This is a genomic window from Pontibacter virosus (assembly GCF_003096355.1).
GTDB lineage: Bacteria > Bacteroidota > Bacteroidia > Cytophagales > Hymenobacteraceae > Pontibacter > Pontibacter virosus.
Genome location: NZ_QEKI01000002.1, coordinates 220,545 through 239,122, shown reverse-complemented (window position 1 = coordinate 239,122; position 18,578 = coordinate 220,545). Strand labels below are relative to the sequence as shown.

At 35.7% G+C, this 18,578-nt stretch carries 17 protein-coding genes; all 17 read left to right on the top strand.

The features are described from left to right. The first annotated feature begins 94 nt into the window (after positions 1-94). Positions 95-643: an acyltransferase gene (locus C8E01_RS04045; protein ID WP_116542077.1), complete on the top strand. Its 549-nt coding sequence runs from the start codon at positions 95-97 to the stop codon at positions 641-643. After that, on the top strand, positions 640-1,758 hold the full coding sequence (locus tag C8E01_RS04040; RefSeq protein ID WP_116542076.1) for a DegT/DnrJ/EryC1/StrS family aminotransferase: 1,119 nt from the start codon (positions 640-642) through the stop codon (positions 1,756-1,758). Before C8E01_RS04045 ends, C8E01_RS04040 begins: the two co-directional genes overlap by 4 nt. Beyond that, complete coding sequence (locus C8E01_RS04035; RefSeq protein ID WP_116542075.1) at positions 1,739-2,365, top strand: acyltransferase; 627 nt, start codon at positions 1,739-1,741, stop codon at positions 2,363-2,365. The genes C8E01_RS04040 and C8E01_RS04035 overlap by 20 nt, the downstream gene beginning before the upstream one ends. A 65-nt stretch (positions 2,366-2,430) precedes the next feature. Continuing rightward, positions 2,431-3,363 (top strand): glycosyltransferase, encoded by a 933-nt coding sequence (locus C8E01_RS04030; protein ID WP_165820558.1) that lies wholly within the window; start codon positions 2,431-2,433, stop codon positions 3,361-3,363. Positions 3,364-3,472: 109 nt separating this feature from the next. Then, positions 3,473-5,269: an ABC transporter ATP-binding protein gene (locus C8E01_RS04025; RefSeq protein WP_116542073.1), complete on the top strand. Its 1,797-nt coding sequence runs from the start codon at positions 3,473-3,475 to the stop codon at positions 5,267-5,269. A 66-nt stretch (positions 5,270-5,335) separates the two neighbouring features. Further along, positions 5,336-6,157, top strand: coding sequence for a glycosyltransferase (locus C8E01_RS04020; RefSeq protein ID WP_116542072.1), 822 nt, complete (start codon positions 5,336-5,338; stop codon positions 6,155-6,157). A gap of 89 nt (positions 6,158-6,246) precedes the next feature. Continuing rightward, the gene (locus C8E01_RS04015) at positions 6,247-7,056 is read left to right on the top strand and encodes a polysaccharide pyruvyl transferase family protein (protein ID WP_116542071.1); all 810 of its coding nucleotides are present in this window, start codon (positions 6,247-6,249) and stop codon (positions 7,054-7,056) included. Between the two features lie 133 nt (positions 7,057-7,189). After that, positions 7,190-8,071, top strand: a complete 882-nt coding sequence (locus tag C8E01_RS04010; RefSeq protein ID WP_116542070.1) for a glycosyltransferase family 2 protein — start codon at positions 7,190-7,192, stop codon at positions 8,069-8,071. A gap of 286 nt (positions 8,072-8,357) precedes the next feature. Further along, entirely contained in the window at positions 8,358-9,209 is an 852-nt protein-coding gene (locus C8E01_RS04005) for a glycosyltransferase family 2 protein (protein WP_116542069.1), read from the top strand. 24 nt (positions 9,210-9,233) lie between these two features. Next, positions 9,234-10,151 carry a glycosyltransferase gene (locus C8E01_RS04000; RefSeq protein WP_116542068.1) on the top strand — a complete coding sequence of 306 codons (918 nt, stop codon included), beginning with the start codon at positions 9,234-9,236 and terminating at the stop codon, positions 10,149-10,151. 79 nt (positions 10,152-10,230) lie between these two features. Further along, positions 10,231-11,859 (top strand): glucosamine inositolphosphorylceramide transferase family protein, encoded by a 1,629-nt coding sequence (locus C8E01_RS03995; RefSeq protein ID WP_116542067.1) that lies wholly within the window; start codon positions 10,231-10,233, stop codon positions 11,857-11,859. A 40-nt stretch (positions 11,860-11,899) separates the two neighbouring features. Then, complete coding sequence (locus C8E01_RS03990) at positions 11,900-13,021, top strand: glycosyltransferase family 4 protein (protein WP_116542066.1); 1,122 nt, start codon at positions 11,900-11,902, stop codon at positions 13,019-13,021. After that, positions 13,018-14,139 carry a glycosyltransferase family 4 protein gene (locus tag C8E01_RS03985; protein ID WP_116542065.1) on the top strand — a complete coding sequence of 374 codons (1,122 nt, stop codon included), beginning with the start codon at positions 13,018-13,020 and terminating at the stop codon, positions 14,137-14,139. Before C8E01_RS03990 ends, C8E01_RS03985 begins: the two co-directional genes overlap by 4 nt. Further along, the gene (locus C8E01_RS03980; RefSeq protein WP_243409417.1) at positions 14,129-15,304 is read left to right on the top strand and encodes a glycosyltransferase; all 1,176 of its coding nucleotides are present in this window, start codon (positions 14,129-14,131) and stop codon (positions 15,302-15,304) included. The genes C8E01_RS03985 and C8E01_RS03980 overlap by 11 nt, the downstream gene beginning before the upstream one ends. Before the next feature lie 47 nt (positions 15,305-15,351). Next, positions 15,352-16,317, top strand: a complete 966-nt coding sequence (locus C8E01_RS03975; protein ID WP_116542064.1) for a GNAT family N-acetyltransferase — start codon at positions 15,352-15,354, stop codon at positions 16,315-16,317. A gap of 305 nt (positions 16,318-16,622) precedes the next feature. Then, positions 16,623-17,543: a hypothetical protein gene (locus C8E01_RS03970; RefSeq protein ID WP_116542306.1), complete on the top strand. Its 921-nt coding sequence runs from the start codon at positions 16,623-16,625 to the stop codon at positions 17,541-17,543. A 6-nt stretch (positions 17,544-17,549) separates the two neighbouring features. Then, positions 17,550-18,530: a polysaccharide deacetylase family protein gene (locus C8E01_RS03965; protein WP_116542063.1), complete on the top strand. Its 981-nt coding sequence runs from the start codon at positions 17,550-17,552 to the stop codon at positions 18,528-18,530. The last annotated feature ends 48 nt before the right edge of the window (positions 18,531-18,578 follow it).

Here is an 18,578-nt window from a genome sequence, read left to right as displayed (position 1 = left end):
GATAAACTAACTACTAATATTTTACATGTAGTATACCTATAAAATATCCTGAAAATACAAAAGCACCAATAAAGGCTCCATTCTTATTACTTTTATGATACATCCCCTATCTGATGTTAAATCTTCTGCAATTGGTCCAGGTACCTCTATATGGCAGTTCGCCGTCGTGTTGAGAGGAGCTAAGATAGGAGCTAATTGTAATATAAACTGTCATACCTTTATAGAAAATTATGTTGTTATTGGTGATAATGTAACAGTTAAAAGTGGGGTCTATATCTGGGATGGAATTACCATTGAAGATGACGTTTTTATTGGACCCGCTGTAGCTTTCGTGAACAACTCTTACCCACGTTCCAAGCAATATCCTGACGAACATACTGGAGCAACGGTTAAAAAAGGTGCTTCTATAGGTGCAAATGCTACTATTATGGGTAATCTAGAGATTGGTACATATGCGATGGTAGGTGCAGGAAGCGTTGTAACCAAATGTGTTCCTGCAAGAGCTTTAGTAGTAGGAGTTCCAGCAAAAATTGTGGGATGGTTGAACGAGGACGGCAGCAAAATGAAATTTGAGAACGATTGTTACTTGGCGAATGACGGTACAAGATGGCATGTTATAGAAAATAAGCTAATAAAAAAATGAAAATACCATTCCTGAACTTTGAGCCCATGCATGCAGCTGTAAAAGCTGAAATGCAATTAGCGTTTGAGCAAGTGTATGACAGTTATTGGTATGTGATGGGTAAATGTTTGACGGATTTTGAGCGAGCTTACTCTCAATTCAGTAACGTCGAACATACAATTGGCGTGAGTAATGGACTCGACGCACTGCATTTGGCTTTAAAAGCATTGGGGGTTGGTCCAGGTGATGAGGTGATTGTACCCTCAAATACCTATATCGCAACAGCACTAGCGGCATCATATGTTGGAGCTACACCTGTGTTTGTGGAACCGAATCCGCTTACATACAATATTGACCCGTTTAATATTGAAAAGGCAATTACTGCTAAGACCAAGGCCATCATACCGGTGCACCTGTATGGCCAAGCCTGTGAAATGCGTGAGATCATGGATATAGCATTTAAACACGGCATATATGTAGTAGAAGATAATGCACAAGCGCATGGGGCAACTTACCAAAATAAAATCACTGGAAGCTGGGGTCATGTGAATGGGACAAGTTTTTACCCTGGCAAAAATTTGGGAGCTCTAGGGGATGGTGGAAGTGTGACCACAAATGATGCAATTCTTGCGCAGCGCGTGAGGGTTTTACGGAATTATGGTTCTCAAATAAAATATAAGAATGAAGTGATAGGGTATAACATGCGTCTTGATGAGTTACAAGCTGCATTTCTGAATGTAAAGCTAAAACACCTCAAGGCATGGACAATGCAGCGTAAGCAGATTGCTGACTGGTATAACGAAGCACTACAAGGAGTCAATGGCTTGACTATACCTTATGTGCATCAGGATGCAACACACGTTTACCATTTGTACGTTGTTAAAACAAATAGACGTGAGGAGCTTCAAAAATACCTAACAGATAGAGGGATAGGAACACTTATTCATTATCCAATTCCACCATATTTGCAGGAAGCATATTTGCATCTTAATTTATCAGAAGGAAACTTTCCCGTTGCTAAAGAATTGGCCAATACATGTTTAAGCTTACCTCTATGGCCAGGAATGAAATTTGAAGAAGTATACTTTGTCGCTGAAGAGATTAAATATTTTTTAAATGAAAAATTACATTGCTAAAGTAATTATGAAGATATATTTCATAATTAATAAGTTAAAGACTAGGATTAGGCCAATCGTTTATTGGGATTTGCCCAATATTATACCAAACATAAATGATCAAATTTCTAAAGCAAGTAGAAAAAGACCTAAGTGTGCACAATTAACAAAAGTGACTGGTGCTGGACGAATATTTATAGGTGAAGACTGCAAATTTGGATTTAAATTGGGAGGGGGGAATTATTGTGGAGTTATTGAGCTTCAACCTCGATATAAAAACTCTTTAATAAGAATAGGAAACAAAGTAGCTACAAATAATAACGTCTTCTTATGTTCTGCTAAATATATTGAAATTGGAAACAGCACAAGAATAGGACAGAACGTTACTATCATGGATCATGAAGCACATGATATTGATCCACTAAAGAGGTCAAAGATTGGCGGAATTGGCGAGGTAATAATAGGTGAGAATGTTTGGATTGGTAATAATGTAGTTATTCTAAAAGATACGGTAATAGGTAAAAATACTATTGTCGCAGCAGGAGCGATAGTAAAAGGTAATTTTCCTGAAAATGTCATTATAGGAGGAGTTCCTGCAAAAGTTCTTAAAAAATTAGAGATTAATTAATGGTAAAAAAGTACTATTAATAAAAAAATAAATTATTAATAATAATAAATTTAAAGCTGATTAGAGTGGTTAAAAAGAAAGTAACTTTTGCTTTGCTCTCATATAATCAAGAAAAATATATTGAAGAAGCAGTAATTAGTGTATTAAATCAAACATATACACCTTTAGAAATAATAATATCTGACGATTGTTCCTCAGATTCTACTTTTGATATTATAACAGCAATAACATGTAACTATGAAGGGCCACATACAATAATTCTTAATCGAAATAAAAAGAATATAGGTCTCGGAGGGCACTTTTCTAAAGTGTTTAGTACCTTATCATCTGGTGAGTATTTTGTTATACTTGGTGGTGATGATGTTTCAAAGTCAGATCATGTAGAAACCGCTGTCTCTATGCTTGAAGTAAATCCTGATGTTTCAATGATTGATTTTAATGGTGTCATAATTAATGAAGAAGGAAAAAAATTAGGGACATATCAGAAGTTAAAATATGTTATAAAGAAATTCTCTATAGTTGATTTTTTAAATTTTAAACCCATCGATTCCTTCGCGCCCGGAAGAATTTTCAAAAGATCATTGATAACAGAATTTAATCCAATTTCAAATAATTGTCCAACAGAAGATTCGGTTTTAGTCTTAAGAAGCCTTTTAAAAGGAGGGCTATTAAGGTACAACAATGAATTAGTATTTTATAGAAAACACAGTACCAATGTATCTTCTAAGAAAAATTTAGCTAAATTATCTAATTTGGCTATAATAGCACAATACTTCAATGATATTTTAAAGCTATTTAATGATAGTAAACTAAATGAAATTACAAGTGATATATTAATCAAAAGGATTAGTATAGATTATGAAATTCGTAAGAAAAGATATAATACAAGGGGTAGCAAAGTAGATAAATTTGCTGATCAAGCTACTCTATATATATTAAAGAAGGTATATAACAGGATATTAAATAAAAATAGAAATTTTATAAAGTTTTTTGATTAGATATAAATGTTCACATAAAAAATAATCCAGATATTCTGTATTTAATAGCCATAAACCTTTTAAGTATATATGTTTTGTATTTGAAAGTGAAATTTAAATAATAAAAACCGTGAATTTTTTAAAAAGTTTAGTTAAGAAATATTTTATTCATTTTACATATTTCTATGTTCATTTAAGAAGCAAGCTTTTTATAGCACTTGGTTTAAGTGTTGTTGTAGGGTTACTGGATGGGTTTGGCTTAACTATGTTCTTACCATTGTTACAGATGGTTAATGAAGACTCGAATGTTGATGCAGATGGGTTAGGTAATTTAAGCTTTATAGTAACTACAATTGAATCCTTAGGAATTGATTTGACAATAAGTTCAATTTTAATTGTAATTCTTTTTTTCTTTTCTTTAAAGGGAATAGTGAAATTTTTTGAAGCTTATTATAAGGTAAATGTGCAACAATATTTTATAAAAAAATTAAGATTTAAAAGTTTCGATAAATTAAGCAATTACAATTACAAATCCTTTGTGACAGTGGATTCTGGTAGGATACAAAATACACTTAGTTCTGAAGTGGCAAGAGTATCCACTGCATATCAATCATATTTAGGCACAATTCAAGCTGGTTTAATGGTAATTGTCTATATTTCTCTTGCGTTGCTTTCTAATCCTAGATTTGCTATACTAGTCGCTATTGGTGGAATGCTATCGAATTTAGTTTATAAACGGATTTACACTAGAACTAAAGAGACATCAAAGAAAATAACTAGCCTTGGCCATGAGTATCAAAATTTACTGATACAAAACATAGCTTTTTATAAATATTTAAAAGCGACAGGATATATCCATAATTATAACATAAAGCTCAGAAAATCTATAGCGCAGATAGAAGCCACACATAGGCAAATTGGTTTTTACAATTCAATTTTGTTGGCTTCAAGAGAACCTCTAGTAATATCTGTAGTAGTTATAGTAATAATAATTCAGGTAAGTTTTTTTTCAGAAAACCTAGGCTTAATTATTCTTAGTTTGCTATTCTTTTACCGGTCATTAAACTCATTAATGACTCTGCAAACTCAATGGAATAATTTTCTTAATGTATCAGGATCTTTGAGTAATATGACTTCTTTTATGGAGGAATTATCTCAGAGCCAAGAAAAGAATGGTAGCACTGAGCTTCAGGAATTTAAAGAGTATATTCAAACTGACAAGTTAAGTGTATCATATGATGGTACTAAAGTACTTGATGATATTACCTTAAAAATTTATAAAAATAAAACAGTCGCATTTGTTGGTGAAAGTGGTAGTGGTAAAACAACTTTAATTAATGTATTAGCGGGGCTTATACCACTAGATTCTGGTAATATAACAATAGATGGTTGTTTTATATCGAATATTTATTTGCCTTCATACCGGAAGAGAATAGGTTATATCACCCAGGAGCCAGTAATTTTTAGTGATAGTGTTTACAATAATGTTACACTTTGGGCAGATAAAACAAATGAAAATTTAGCTAGATTTTGGGAAACTCTTAAAAAAGCTGCAATTTCTGATTTTGTTTTGGATTTACCCGATAGGGAAAATTCTCCATTAGGAAATAATGGCATATTAATAAGTGGAGGACAGAAACAAAGGCTATCTATAGCGAGAGAATTATATAAAGACATTGATATTTTAATTATGGATGAGGCTACCTCAGCTTTAGATTCTGAAACTGAGAAAATTATTCAAGATAATATAAATGCTCTGAAAGGAGAATATACTATACTAATAGTAGCACATAGGCTATCTACTATCAAGGAGGCCGACAAAGTTATCTTATTAGATAAAGGTAGGATTACTGGTGAAGGAAACTTTGAACAACTTTTAACAGTGTCTCAGAAGTTCAGAAATATGGCCACTCTGCAAGAGTTTTAACATTTTAGGAAAAATTATTAGCCTTTATTATGTTCAATATATATTAAATTTTTCAAGAGTATCAGTATGGAATTAGTTTCTGTAATAGTACCTGCATTTAATCAAGGTAGCTACATAGCTGAGGCATTAGAGTCTATCAAAAATCAGACATATAAGAATTGGGAATGTATAATAGTAAATGATGGTTCAACTGATAATACAGAAGATGTTGCACTTAAATATTGCCGTTTGGATAGTAGGTTTCGATACATTTTTATAGAGAATAGCGGTGTATCTGCTGCCAGAAACAAGGGTGTAAGTCTGTCAAGTGGGGCCTATATATTACCTCTTGATGCTGATGACAAAGTTGCACCAATTTATTTAGAAAAAGCTATTGATATATTTTCAAAAAATGATAGTGTATCTCTTATTTATGGTGAAGCTGAAATGTTTGGTGCTGTCAAAGGGAAGTGGCATTTAAGCGATTATTCATATTTTAAGCTATTAATTAAAAATATAATTTATTGTTCTGCTATATTCAAGCGGGTTGATTTTGATAGAATTCAAGGCTTTTCTGAAAAGCTAATTTACGGGTATGAAGATTGGGATCTATGGTTGAGGCTTTTAAATAGGGAAGCTTTAGTTATTAAACTACCTGATACAGTCTTCTACTATAGAATAAAATCCGTTTCACGAACTACAGAACTTCGGTTAGATGATCGTAAAACTATAACTGAAAAACTAATATTTGAACGGAATAGAGACTCTTATATCCAACATCTGCATGAGTTGATTAAGGATTATCGGGTACATTTAGCTAAGCATCAAGAATTGAATAGATTCCAAGAAAGCTATGTATATAAAGTTTACCGATCTATTAAAAATCTTAAATTTTTTTTAGTGAAATAGCTAAGTCTACAACGGAAGTGTTAATGTTACTCTTGTAAATAAATTATAACATAAAAAGTAAAGCTTTAATTAGATAATTTTAAATACAGATGATTGGTAATAAAGTAAAGTTGTGGTGGTGTCGTGAGTTTGATAATGGTATTGAAAACTTTGGAGATGGGCTCTCTCCCTATATAGTCGCTAAAGTATCGGGCAAAAAAGTTATTAGAGCTAGTTTGAAAAGCAAGTCTTTTTTGGGCTTCAATAAAATAAATTTTGCCATAGGCAGTATTCTTAAAAAAGCTACCCCTAATTCCAATGTATGGGGATCGGGAATTATTAGTCAAAAAGATACGATACAAAAAGCGAATTTCTATGCGGTTAGAGGCCCACGATCGAGAAAAAGGCTTCTAGAATTAGGATATACCGTGCCTGAAGTTTATGGAGATCCAGGATTATTAATATCCAAATATTTCATGCCATCAGTATCAAAGCAATATAGATATGGTATTATTCCTCATCATGTAGATTATGAGCTTGTTAAAAGCAAGATACAAACTAATGAAATATTAGTCATCAATCTTTTAGACCCAATAGAGAAAGTAGTTCAGGATATTTTAATGTGTGACAAGACAATATCTAGCTCTTTGCATGGAATAATTGTATCTCACTCTTATGGAATACCATCACTAATTGGCAGATTCTCTAATAAACTCTCTGGAGATGGTATAAAATTTATAGATTATTGTGAATCAGTAGGTATAAAAGAAAGTTCCAATTTGTGGATCGGAAGTTCAGATTTACTAAAGCTCACAGATTCAAATCTCAATAAGATGTTTAGTGATAAAGCCAAAGAAATTTTACCTCAAAATGATTTAAGCTTGATGATGGATAAGCTTATTGCGAGTAATCCATACTAGTTTTTGATTGTTATTATGCGCTTCAGGTATATCTATAAACCTATTGTAAAAGCTTAATAGTGATATATGTGTAGTAAATTTAAACAACTATTACAGATTTTGATTATCACTACAGAAAATCTTAAAATTGGAAATGAAAGCAGTCTATTGCATAGTAATAACATATAACGGTAAAAAGTGGCTTAACAAATGTTTTAAGAGCTTAAAAGATACTGATATTCCTGTAAAAATAATAGTGATAGATAATGGCTCTACTGATGGTACTCAGGATACTATAAGGAAATTTTATCCTGAAGTAGATTTGATACAATCCACAGAAAACCTGGGTTTTGGTAAAGCGAATAATGTCGGTATACAAAAAGCAATTAAGGAAGGTGCTGAATACATCTTTCTATTAAACCAAGATGCTTATTTACATAGGGGGTCGTTAAATAATCTTATTGCAGTATTTGATAAGGAACCTTTAGCTGGAATTGTTTCTCCCATACATCTAGCAGGTGATGAAAGAAATTTGGATAGAAGCTTTTATAACTATATTTCTCCAGAGAATACACCTTACTTACTAGGGGATTTATTTACAAATAACGACCGTGATTTGTACGAAACAAAGTTTGTTAATGCTGCTGCTTGGGTTATAAAATCAGAAGTTATAAAGCAGGTAGGCATGTTCCATCCAATATTTGATCACTACGGAGAAGATAATGAATACATAAATAGAGTAGTTTCAAACAAGTTTAAAGTACTCATTTCTCGAAGTTGTATCATTGCACATGATAGGCCTCAAAATGCTAAAAGACTAGGAAAAACAAAGAAACATAGCGAGAGATATAAACAGCGTGTTCTAGTAAAATATTTTGCAAAAGAATATAGTGAAAAACAAATAGACGTGCACTACTTAAAATTGACATTGGTAAACTTAGCGCTTCTAAATTTTAAGTACTCTAAATTATGTATCAAATGCTGGTTAGATATTAAGAAGAAAATAAAAACTCTTAATAGAAGCCACCAAGAGTAAATAATTCAATAAGCCCAGTAGAAACAGATATTTAAAGTCGAAAAAGCAGGAAGACACATTCGTTAAAATAAATAAAAGATTCTATGAACTTGAAAAGGTTTTGGACTTAAGATTATTTAAGCATATGGAAACTTTAGAAAGAATACATGTATTGGCAACACATATAAGACTACTAAACTTATGAATGAGTCAGACCTCAGGTATAGAATAGCTGTTATGGATGGATTAATTGTACCTGTTGTTATGTGGTACTTAAGGTCTTCCCTCAAATTAATAGATAATTAAAATGCCGCTATTTTCAATTATTACGCCCACATACAATAGAATCAACCTGCTATCTAACATGATTGTGAGTGTGAAAAATCAGACATTTACAGACTGGGAGTTGATTATAGTAGATGATGGTTCTACAGATAATACATCTGAAATAGTAGAGCAATTTCTAGCTGATGATAGAATAAAATATATAAAAAAGAATAATTCAGGAGCTGCTGATAGTAGAAATGTAGGTGCAGGCAGTGCCTCAGGTTCTTTTCTTGTTTTCCTAGATAGTGATGACGAGGTTTCAATAAAATGGCTAGGAACAGTAGTATCCAATTTGAAAGCTGACACCGGAATTGTTTGTGTAGCTGCTCAAAGAAGGTTTAGTAGTGGGAAGATTTTACAAGAACCTCTTTTCGGGACAAAAATATTTGGGAAGAAATATAAACTTAAATTTACTGCTGGTTCCTTATTCGTGCGTAGAGAGCTTTTCCATCAGGCAGGCTGTTATGACGCACAGTTGGCTTCCAATCATCATACAGATTTGGGATTTAGATTAATGAATACATTAATCAATAGCAATTATAAGATCGTCGATCTTAATGTTCCATTAGTGCAAATCAATGTCCATGAAAGCGCTAGAATCAGAACAAATTGGAATAAAGTACGAGAAGGAAGTATAATGTTTCTTGAAAAGCATTATGAATTTATGTTAAGAAATGATAAGAAAGGAGTTTCTAATCTCTATGCAGTTATTGCATTTTCAAATTACAAACTAAATGACCGGAAAGAATGCTTTAAATATATAGTAAAGGCTATTAGATGGAATCCAGTTTCTTATAAGAACTATATCAGACTGTTTAAATATATATTTTAATTTAATTTTCGTGTTTGAATAAGTATGCTTAAGAATCTTAATTTAAAATTTGCTGCTTTTATAATTACATTTGAACGTCCAGAGATACTTCTGGAGACTATTGATCGCATTCTTAATCAATCTTGCCCACCACAAAAAATTCTGATTATTGATAATAGTTTTTCTAAGACGACAGAAATCCTTTTGAAGAAAGTTATAGATCCAAGAATTGAGTATTATTCTACTGGTTATAATGCGGGCCCTGCTGGTGGCGCAAAAATTGGATTAGAAAGATTAGCTGCACAGGGTTATGAGTGGATTTATTGGGGAGATGATAATGATCCTCCAGCTTTTGAAAATTGCTTTGAGCGTCTTTTGTATTTAGCATATACAAATGCTGAAAAATGCGGCCAAGTAGGAGCCGTAGGTCAACTATTGGATAAAAATAAAGGAATCTTAAAGAGATTTGAGACCGAATATTTAAGGCAAAAGAATACTGTCGAAGTGGATAATATAGGTGGGGGTATGTGTAAAATTGTCAATAGTGAAATAATAAAACAGGGAATCCTGCCGGACGAGAAAAAGTTTTTTGGATTCGAAGAACTAGATTTCGATTTGAGGTGTAAAAATGCAGGATATTCATTGTTAGTAGATTGTTCACTTTTCCTAAAATATAGAGAAAAAAGCAACCGTCTTAATTTTAAAAGAAAATTAGGGAGGAAAGTAAAAGAAGAAAACCTGTGGAGAGAGTACTATAGTACTCGAAATCTTCTTTCTATCTTCTGGGAGCAAAATATGCACAAAGCTTTTCTGTTATTAATTCTTCGCAAGAGTTATAAATCCTTTGCAGGCTTTACTTACGGTCTTTCTTATGGAGTAAAAAACTTTAATATACTTTTCAAAGGATTACACCATGGATTAATAGGTAAAAAGGGATTTATAAATAAACAAGACTTGTTTTAAATATAAAAATTTTAAAGTATGAATCTATCTATCCGCTTCAGAAATAAACCGATAATTTAAATAGAGCATTAATAGCCTTATGGTAAAAATTGATAATAAGGAAATCAAAGTTGTTATTTTATTAAACAGTACCACTGTTCCAAGTTGGGTAAAATACATTTGGGATTATATAGAAAATCATCCTAAATATAATGTTGTAAGCATAGTCATAAATAGCAACCCCATATCGAATCCTAACGCATCTTTTTATCGATTACTTCGAAAGGCAGATAGGTTCTTATTTAAATATAGTCCCGACCCATTTAAGCGAACACATCTTAACTTTAATTCAGAAGTTAAAGAGTTAAATATTAGACCTATACAAAAGAGGTTTAGTGACTACTTCACACCTGAGGATATTCAGAAGATAAAAGATGTTGATCCTGAACTTATACTTCGGTTCGGATTCAGAATAATCAGAGGTGAGATTCTTTCTATACCTAAATACGGCATATGGTCCCTGCATCATGCTGATCATATAGTTAATAGAGGGGGGCCTCCAGGGTTTTGGGAAGTTGTCTTGAACGAACCTAATACTGGTATAACTTTGCAGACATTAACAGAGGATTTAGATGGGGGCAAAATAATCGCAAAATCATTTATAAAGACAGATTATACATCTTTTAATCGTAATCAGGCTGCACTTTACTGGTCAGCTGCTGAACTATTCAAAAATAAGCTAGATGACTTTTCAAAAGGAGAAGTTCACCTTGACAAGGTGGTCGATAACGTGTCTTTGCCTGAATTTTATAGCCATCCATTATATAAAGATCCTGATAATTTAACGAGCCTAAAAATAGGCGTTAGGTTTCTTGCTAAATCGTCTATTAGGAAATTGAAGGACGTATTTTATGGTGAGCAATGGGCTATAGGATATGCTATTAAAAGTGATATAGAAAGTTCTTTTTTCAGGTATAAAGGGCTATATCCCCCAAAAAACTGTATATGGGCAGACCCATTTTGTGTGAAAAAAGATGGTGAACTTTTTCTATTTGCCGAACAGAAAAAGGGAAAAGAGAATGGTGAAATCATAAGTTTTAAATATGATGCTCCTACTAAGTCATTTAAGAATTTAGGAGTAGTACTAAAAGAACCCTTTCATCTTTCTTATCCATTTGTGTTCGAACAAGATAATCATTTTTATATGATACCAGAAAGCGGCAGTATAAATAAAATAGTGCTTTACGAGTCAATAGATTTTCCTTTTAAATGGACGCAAAAAAGAGTTCTTATTGACAATATTGCAGCCTATGATGCGACCTTATATCTTCATGAAGGCCTTTGGTACCTTTTCGCATCGATAAAACCAATAAAAGGAATGTCAGCTAATGAACAACTTCATATTTACTTCACGGATAATCTATTAGAGGGTACTTGGCAACCACATAAATTAAACCCAGTAAAGCATGATGCACGTGGTGCCAGACCAGCTGGAAAGATTTTTGAATATAAAAATACTATATATAGGCCTGCACAGATTGCGTCTTATAAATATGGATATGGGATAAAATTCTTTGAAGTAATAAAACTCACACCAGAAGTTTTTGAGGAAATACCTGTTGGTGAAACAAAGCCTTTATGGGATAAAAATCTGTTGGCAACACATACATTCAATTTCATTCCAGGGATTTCTGTTATAGATTTTCAGAAACGTGTTAGGAGATTTTAATACAGTAAAAGTAATTGTTCTTAATCCAATAATATAAAAAATGGATAAAACTCCTACTGTACTTTATGTAGTTGATTCTCTTCTAATGGGTGGAACTGAGATCAGTACGATTGATATTGCGAGTGAACTTAGGGACTTCAAACCAATCATTTGCTACATTTATCAAAATAGTACGTTAAGGTCATTAGCTGAAAGTAGAGGATTAGAATTAATTCACTTAAACATACCTGGCAGATATAACTTTCAACAAGCTTATAAATCCCTTTTGGAAGTGACGAATAAAGTGGCACCAGCAGTTATAGTATCTTCCTTATTACGATCTGATCTTTTGTGCAGATTTGTAGCAAAGAAAGCTGGTATTGCCCTGATAGGAACGTTTGTGAGTGATAATTATTCAGATAATAGGTTTAAAAATACTTCTCTGACTGGTAGTATGAAGATTAAAACATTCAAACTGATCAATCAGCTAACAGTTAACAGATGTGCACACATCATCAGTAATTCTGAGGCTATAAAAGTATCAAACTGTAAAATCCTCAAATATCCTAAAGACAAGGTATCAGTTGTTCCTAGAGGAAGAAGTAGTAAGAAGTACTCTTTCGAGAAGAAGTTTAACTCTGAAAGAACAGTTTTCTTGAATGTTAACAGACTCATAGGTTCTAAAAGAGTTGATCTATTGATAATGGCATTTGCGAAGCATTCAGAAAGCCATCCTAACGATGAGTTGCTCATTGCAGGCGATGGCAATGAAAGAATATCGCTACAAAATATGATTGATAGTTTAAACATAAGTAATAAAGTTAAGATTCTGGGTAAAGTTAGTGATGTACCTTCCCTTATGCAGCATGCAGACTGCTTGGTTTTTCCTTCTAATCTTGAAGGCTTTAGTGGTGTTTTGGTAGAAGCGCTTATGAGTGGTTTACCGGTTTTAGCGTCTGATATAAGTATGAATAAAGAGGCTATAAGCCACTTAAACAATGGATATCTTTTTGCTGTGAATGATTTAGATTCTCTCACACAGGCATTAGGCTGGTTTAAAGACAATCATATGCTGGCAGTTAAGATGGCTACAGATTTCAGAAGTGAAGCACATGAAAGATATGACATAGTAAATGTGGCAGCCAGACATGAAAGGATATATAAGGAGGTTATAGGCAATTGAAAATATTACAACTAGTTACTAAACGTCAGTTTAGGGGTGCAGAAGTTTTTGCTGCGAATCTGAGCAAGGAGCTTCTCAAAGAGAATATTGAAATCGTTTTTGCTGGTTTATATTCACCTCCCCAGCACGCACTTACTGTAGAAGGTGCACGAAATATTGATTTGAATGGTGTTAGGTCTAAATTAATTTCTTGGAGTCTATTACAGGGGCTGAAGAATCTAATAGAACAGGAGAAACCTGATGTAATTCAGGCTAATGGATCAGATACACTGAAGTATGCTGCCGTCCTAAAATTGCTTAAGCCTACAATACCCATAACATACCGCAACATCAGTATCATCAGTAACTGGATAGGTGGTAGTATCCCTAAACTATATTTTTACAAAAAGCTCTTCTCGTCTATAGATCATGTAACCTGCGTGGGCGATGTAGCACGTCAGAATTTTATAAACACAATTGGATTTACTTCTGACAGAGTTACTGTTATCAACAGGGGCATACCAATGCATACTGTTAATCGGTCTGTAGCCAGAGTAGAACTAAGGGAAAAGTTTAGCTTGGATGAGGGTCATAAAATCGTAGTTCATGTAGGTAACTTCTCTCCCGAGAAAAATCATACTTTCCTTCTTGATGTTTTTGAGCAAATAAAGGAGACGGATAATTCTATTAAGTTGCTATTGTTAGGTGAGGGCATGCTCATGCAAGAGATTAAATCAAAAGTTGAAGCAAAAGGCCTTGCAGATACAGTATTTTTCGGGGGCTTTACAAACCAGGTGCAAGATATTATTGCAGGCTGTGACCTGTTCGCTTTATCTAGTAAAATAGAGGGGGTTCCTGGTGTAATTTTAGAAGCTGCTGCACAGAAGATTCCGGCAATAGCAGTTGATGTAGGAGGTGTAAAGGAAGTAGTAAAACACAATCAGACAGGAGTACTCATTCCAACACATGATCCAAATCGATTTGCTGAAGAACTTTTGCTTTTGCTTCAAGACGATCAAAAGCGCACTGAACTTGCACAGAATGCCTACCACATGGTAGAAAGCGATTATGACCCATTGGTTAACTTGCATAAGTTTATCAATTTGTATAAAGAGATGTTGGCAAAAAATGGCAGGTAAAACAAAAGTTCTTCACCTTATAAAGTCTTTAGGAAGAGGCGGTGCTGAAATGCTTTTGCCAGAAACATTAAAAGTACACGATCGAGAGCTATTTGAATTCCATTTTGCTTACTTCCTCCCTTGGAAAGATCAGATGGTAGCCGCTATCGAAGCGATGGGGGCAAAGGTGGTCTGCTTTAAGGCTACTAACAACCTGCAGATGTTTCAGCGGGTTGGTGAGATTAGCCGCTATGTACAGGAGCATAAGATTGAAGTGATCCATAGCCACCTTCCTTGGGCCGGCGTGATTGGCAGGTTGGTAGGAAGGAAGACGGGTGTACCTGTGGTATATACCGAGCATAACAAGTGGGAGCGGTATAACAAGATCACGTACTGGCTGAATAAACTCAGCTTTAGCTGGCAAGACGCTGCAGTGGCAGTGTCGGATGATGTACAGCAGTCAATACGCAAAAATGCTGGGCTCAAATTTCGTGAACTTGAGTTTCCGGTTGTGGAAAAACTTGGGATTAACGGGAATACACAGAAGCCATACCTACTCAACATTCTAAATGGGGTGAATACCGCCCATTTTGTGCGTGAAGAGCAAGCCGGTGTACAGATAAGGCAGAAACTGGGTATACCAGCTAATGCTCCTGTAATCGGGACTGTGTCTGTATTCCGTTTTCAGAAACGCCTGGATATTTGGATGGAGATTGCGGCAGAGGTATTGAAAAAAGTACCGGAGGCGCATTTTATTATTGTAGGAGACGGCCCTCTTAAGGAAGACCTTTTGGCAAAACGAAAGTCACTAAGTATAAAAGAGCGCTTGCACATGCCAGGACTTAAAACCGATGTAAAGCCTTATTTCAGCGCCATGGACATCTACATGATGTCTTCGATCTTTGAAGGATTACCTATCGCCTTACTGGAAGCCATGAGTTGCTCTTGCGCCGTGATTAGCACCAAAGCAGGCGGCGTTGAGGAAGTAGTAGAGGAAGGTAAGAGCGGACTGCTCTGTGAAGTGGATGATTATATGAAGTTGGCAGATTATGGCATTCAGCTACTGCAAAATACTGAGCAACTTATAACCCTAGCAGATGGGGCACGCGTCCGGGTGCAAGCTGATTTTAGCATAATTAAAATGGCGAAACAGTTAGAGGAGTTATACTTGTATCTAAAGAAATAAATCCAGCTCCCTCTCCTGTTTTTAGGGGAGGGCCGGGGAGGGGTAACATGCAAATTAGAAAAGGAACAGCAGCCGATATACCAGCAATTGTAGAGTTACTTAAGTCGTCTTTGGGCGAAGGGTTAATTCAGAAGTCTGAAGCTTTATGGAATTGGAAGCACTTGGAGAACCCACATGGCGCATCCCCTGTGTTGGTAGCTGAAGCCCACGGTCAAGTAGTAGGTGTTAGGGCTTTTCTGAGGTGGCAGTGGGTATACAAAGGGCAGGTGCTACAAGCCATCCGTGCTGTGGATACGGCCACCCATCCTAGTTACCAAGGGAAGGGTATATTCAAGAAACTTACTTTGCAGGGTTTGGAAGATGCAAAGTCAGTAGGTATACACCTGGTATACAATACTCCTAACGAAAGTAGCAAGCCAGGATACCTAAAGATGGGATGGGTCGAGATGAATCGGATGGCGCTGAAATTGAAAGTAAATCCGTTTGCCTACAAGCAGTTGAACCCTCCAATGCCTCCAGCACAAGATTGGAACAAGCTGGCATCCATCCTGGCACAATTATCTAATCCGGTAAATAATGCTAATGATTATGTTCATACGGTATTGAGCCCTGCTTATATTAAATGGCGTTACCAGGACAACCCCCTTTTTGATTATTACTTCCTATCAGATTACCGCTCCTATGTGCTTTTTTACCGGTATAAGCAGCATAAGTTTGGACAAGAGATGCGCGTAGTGGATTTGTTCACAGTTAAGAGCGCTTTTGATAAGTCTGCAAAGAAAGCGTTAGCCATTTCCTTCAAACAAGTAAGTGGAGCTTGTTTCTTAACTTCTGCATCCGGAAGGCACTTTGAACTAGCGGGTAGCGTTTATCCAGGTATGGGCTTATTGCCGGTGTTGGATAAAGGTCCGATTGTAACGTTGCGCAATATCAGCTTGCAGGAAGATAAGTTCAACGTATTGAGCAAACAGGAGAGCTGGGGCTATGCCTTAGGAGATATGGAATTGTTTTAGAGCGGATGATAGGCGCGATTGTATTAATATTTTTATTGTACCTAGTTAACCAGGCGATTCTCAAGAGCTATAAGAAAAAGTTCTCTTTCTTTTCGGTTCCTTTGATGAATAAACTGTATTTCTATCATATTCTTTTCTGGGGGGTATACTACACCTATACTTTGTTTAACAATTCGGACTCCATAACGTATTTTGCAAAGTCAGCCACTCATAGCAGTTCCTGGTTTGAATTATTTACTACAAGCTCCAAATTTATTCAATTTGTAGCTTACCCCTTTACAAATGTATTAGGTTTCACCTATGAAATGGCCATGTTCCTATTTGCCTGGTTTGGTTACCTGGGATTTGTTCATTTCTATATTTTCTTTAAAGAGAACGTAAAATTAAAGCTACAGCTGTGGGGTTATGATTTGCTGCTTATCCTGCTGTTTCTGCCTAATATGCATTTCTGGACGGCTTCGCTAGGGAAGGGCTCTCTGATTTTCATGGGAATCGGCCTTTTTGCCTATGCCATGCGTTTTCCTCAAAAGCGTCTTTTTGCTTTAATACTGGGATCCGTAACTGTCTATATGATTCGGCCGCACATGTTTATGTTCCTGGGCTTAGGTGCTGTGTTAGGTTATTTCACCGGTCGTGAGAAGGTGCCTGTTTATCAAAAAGTATTAGTTTACATAGCCTTTGCTGGAGGCATATTTGTCATGTCGGACCAGATATTGGCGATGGCTAATATAAATGAAGAAGATGTGTTAGGAAGTTTCCAGGACTTCTCTCAGGTACAGGCGGGACGTCTGAGTAGTTCTGGTTCAGGCGTGGACATTACAAATTATCCACTTCCACTGAAATTGTTTACATTTTGGTTCAGGCCGCTTTTTGTAGATGCTCCGGGTGCACTCGGTTTATTTGTATCCTTCGAAAACTTGCTTTACGTTATTCTTGCCTGGAAGCTAGTTGATAAGGACTTTATTCCTTTTCTAAGGAAATCAACTTCACTCGTTAAGATGAGCTTGGTTATCTTCATTAGTTCTTCTATTGCTCTCTCCTTTGTTATGTCTAACTTAGGTATAGCCATGCGGCAGAAGAGTATGGTAATGTATTTTCTGTTCTTCGTAGTTATCTCCTTCCTGGAATATAAAAAACAGAAGAAGATCAACTTCCAATTACTCAGAAAGCGAAAGTTAGAAGAGCAGGAACGATTTGCTGGTTCTCCTACTCCTGCTGTATCTTAAATCACTATGCCTAATAATATACCTGTCTTCACCATCTCCCTTGATTTTGAGCTCTATTGGGGAATTTTTGATAAAGTGCCCTTATCAGAGCGGAAACAGTATTTTCAAAACACACGCCGTGTAATACCTGAGATGCTAGCGATTTTTGAGCAGCAACAGGTGCAGGTGACTTGGGCGACGGTAGGAATGCTTTTTGCGAAAGACTGGACCGATTGGACAACTGCTATACCCGCACTCCGCCCTTCCTATCATAACGATCATCTGTCAGCTTATAGGCTTAAAGAGGAATTTGGAAGGGACTGCAGCCTAAATAATTTCTTTTTTGCGCCAGAGCTAGTAGAGCAGATTAAGCAGACGATTTATCAGGAAATGGCCACCCATACCTTTGCGCACTACTATTGTCAAGAGGCCGGGCAGACGTTGGATCAGTTCCGGCAGGACCTACAGGCTGCTCAAGGTATAGCTGCCCGACAGGGAATGAGACTGGAGTCGCTTGTTTTCCCACGTAACCAGTATAACGAGCAATACCTGAGTGTCTGCCGTGAAGAAGGCATCAAAACGGTCCGGTCTAACCCAAGCGATTGGTTCTGGAAACAGACAGTGGAAGATAAATTGTCGAAACGTATTTTTCGGACGGGCGACGCCTACCTGCCACTTGGTAAAAGGACCTCTTTTCCGCTCTCTTCTCTCAAACTGAAAGAAGGATTGCCTTTGGCTATACCTGCCAGCAGATTTCTGAGACCAGTTAACGGGAAGAGAGACATTCTCAATAAACTGCGCCTACAACGCATACTGTCTGAAATGACCGTAGCCGCTAAACGCAAAGAATGCTACCACCTCTGGTGGCATCCGCACAATTTCGGAAGTTTTCCCGAGCGCAGCATGGCTGACTTACGGATAATCATAGAGCATTACAAGAAGTTGCAGGAGCAGTATGGCATGCAGAGTATGAGTATGCGGGGGATTTATGAATACCTGACTACTTAAATATTTTATTGTCAACTCGACCTTTGGGAGAAATCCGAGATATTGCGA